Origin of the sequence: Pedobacter hiemivivus (genome assembly GCF_005144565.1) — a bacterium.
Classification (GTDB): Bacteria; Bacteroidota; Bacteroidia; order Sphingobacteriales; family Sphingobacteriaceae; genus Pedobacter; species Pedobacter hiemivivus.
In genome coordinates this window covers 1-2783 of the sequence record NZ_SWDX01000026.1, presented here as the reverse complement: position 1 = coordinate 2783, position 2783 = coordinate 1, and the positions used below count along the sequence as shown (strand labels likewise).

The following is a 2783-nucleotide window of genomic DNA, read 5'->3' as shown; positions in this document are numbered from 1 at the left end:
TGTTTGAACACTGACCATTCTTAACTTGTATTAATAATAGTCTTATTCTAATTATATTGTCTAGTTAGATTCTGACTTGAAAAAATAGCTTTGGTTTTCATGTACTTTGAAACTGTACTATCTTACCTCGCTATGCTTTATAAATGACATCTCTTTAATGAACTTCTCGAATCACCTCACGGATCTTCTTTATATTTCTTCGTTTATTATTCTTCAGTTTCGTTTCGGTCTTAATGTTCCGAATCTCAGTTTCAAATTTTCAACGTTTCAATCTTTTTTATTCTGTTAACAAACTCCGTCTGGTAACTCCCGTTCTGTTTGGGATTGCAAAGGTAGAAATCTTTTTGGTTTTGTCAAGCTTTTTATTAAACTTTATTTCTTTTATTTTTCGAGCCTTTTAACAACCCTTAAAGAAACACCAATCTCCTTTTCTAACCCTTCAATTCAACCTTCATCTTCTTCCTTTTCTTACAAACCCTTCCTCCGAAGCGGGATGCAAAAGTAGGAAAATTATACGCCCCCGCAAACTTAAACACACTATTATCTCCTATTCATCCCTAACTACCTGCAACACAATCAGAAAAACTGCAGGTTATTTATAAAACATCATAGATATGATTACAATTATCAAAAAACATGATAGCTATCATTTACTATCAGCGTCCATAATCACAACTTTGAATTATATAAAAAACAAATGATTATCTACAAAACCTTTCAATTTGATTCCGCGCACTATCTACCAAACGTTCCACAGGGACATAAATGTGGCGGAATGCATGGACACACCTATACTTTGACTGTCTACATTTCAGGCAAGCCAGAAGAACATTCAGGATGGATCATAGATTATACCGATTTAAAAAATGGCATAAAACCATTCTTAGACATCCTTGACCATAAGTTATTAAATGAAATATCTGGGCTAGAAAATCCTACCACTGAAAATCTTGCAGTGTGGTTATGGCAAATGATAAAGCCCATATTTCCAGATTTGGTAAAAATAGAATTAAAAGAAACACCAACATCTGGAGTAATCTATGAAGGTTAAAGATAATAAACAAATTGCCACATGGCTTTATTTCGGTGCCGGTACCATTATCATACAAATTCTGCTTGGTGGAATCACCAGGCTTACAGGATCAGGATTATCCATCACAGAATGGCAACCATTGCTCGGAACAATCCCCCCCTTAAATCAATCTGCGTGGCAGACAAGTTTTGACAAATACAAAGAGATCGCACAATTTCATATTGTAAACTCACATTTTACACTGGAAGATTACAAATCCATATTCTTTTGGGAATGGTTACATAGAAACTGGGCTAGGTTTATCGGCATTGCCTTCCTTTTTCCGCTCATCTACTTTCTCATCAGAAAAAAAATAGAAAAGAAACTGTTATTCTCTTTGCTGTTCCTTTTTATACTCGGATTACTACAGGCAATTATAGGATGGATAATGGTTAAGAGTGGATTGAATGATATAAACATAAAAGTGAATCACATTCGATTATCCATACATTTTGTCGCTGCACTTATTTTACTTTGCTATACACTGTGGCTAGCATTTTCTTTAAGTCTGCAACCTATCAAAATGAGACATCGACTCAGGTTTCCAAAATTGAATATACTTATACTCATTTTAGTTACCCTACAGATGATATACGGTGCGTTCATGGCAGGAACCAATGCTGCGCTTGCGGCAATAACCTGGCCTGATATGAATGGCTTTGCTATTCCTCCTCAAATATCCTTTCAAAAGATGAACCTGATCCGCATGACAAATGACTTGTTAACGATCCAGTTCATTCATCGCACATTGGCTTATGTAATCTGCATCCTCGTTCTTACGCTATATATCAAATCGTCAACATGGAAAATCAACAGCACATTATCATTCATCAGGCTATCTCCATTACTGCTGGTGGTCACACAATGCATTATAGGAATAACAACAATCCTAAATAGCATTAATGGTCATTACAAAAGCTTCGCTTTATTACATCAGTTTACAGGAATACTATTGCTGATTTCGCTACTCCTATTTCTGTTTCTAAATTTAAAGAAAACTTAATCTTATAAACAAGAAAACCCGATAGTCGCAATGACTACCGGGTTTCTTTTTAAGATTTGGCACCGACCTACTCTCCCACGTGTTACCGCAGTACCATCGGCTCTGGTGGGCTTGACTTCTCTGTTCGGAATGGGAAGAGGTAGACACCACCGATATAGGCACCTAAATATTTTTAATATCTTTTAATTAGTAATTTCTTCATTTTTTAATAGAAAAGCCGATAGTCATTAAGACTACCGGCTTTCTTTTAAGATTTGGCACCGACCTACTCTCCCACGTGTTACCGCAGTACCATCGGCTCTGGTGGGCTTAACTTCTCTGTTCGGAATGGGAAGAGGTGGACACCACCGATATAGGCACCTAAATATTTTTAAGTATTTAGTATATATCTTTTCGCTTTTATTGCTCTGCTTGCGCCTTGCTCGATTTGTTACTAAACAAATGACATATTATTGAAAGAAGTTATTATGAAGAACAAACAACAGTTTATTGCTCTTGAAAGCTTCGGATGATTAGTATTACTCGACTTTGATCTCACAACCTTTACATCTGTAACCTATCAACGTAGTAGTCTGCTACGGTCCTATATGGAATTCTCATCTCGTGGCTAGTTTCGCACTTAGATGCTTTCAGCGCTTATCTATTCCCAGCGTAGCTACTCTGCAATGCCCCTGGCGGAACAACAGATTCACTAGAGGCTAGTCCAAC

The 2783-nt window shown here is 36.7% G+C and carries 2 protein-coding genes and 3 rRNA genes; 2 read left to right on the top strand and 3 right to left on the bottom strand.

Going from position 1 to position 2783, the window contains the following annotated elements; translation table 11 throughout:
* Window positions 1–697: 697 nt before the first annotated feature.
* Both queD and FBD94_RS25810 read left to right on the top strand, forming a co-directional pair.
* Window positions 698–1051 (top strand): 6-carboxytetrahydropterin synthase QueD, encoded by a 354-nt coding sequence (queD, locus tag FBD94_RS25815; RefSeq protein ID WP_136882350.1) that lies wholly within the window; start codon window positions 698–700, stop codon window positions 1049–1051.
* On the top strand, window positions 1041–2075 hold the full coding sequence (locus tag FBD94_RS25810) for a COX15/CtaA family protein (protein WP_136882349.1): 1035 nt from the start codon (window positions 1041–1043) through the stop codon (window positions 2073–2075). Before queD ends, FBD94_RS25810 begins: the two co-directional genes overlap by 11 nt.
* Before the next feature lie 54 nt (window positions 2076–2129).
* Here FBD94_RS25810 and rrf (FBD94_RS25805) read toward each other — a convergent pair.
* From rrf (FBD94_RS25805) to FBD94_RS25795, 3 genes are all read right to left on the bottom strand, one after another.
* Window positions 2130–2241, bottom strand: a 5S ribosomal RNA gene (gene rrf, locus FBD94_RS25805).
* Between the two features lie 86 nt (window positions 2242–2327).
* Window positions 2328–2439 (bottom strand): 5S ribosomal RNA (gene rrf, locus FBD94_RS25800).
* 128 nt (window positions 2440–2567) lie between these two features.
* A 23S ribosomal RNA gene (locus tag FBD94_RS25795) occupies window positions 2568–2783 on the bottom strand; the annotation flags it as partial.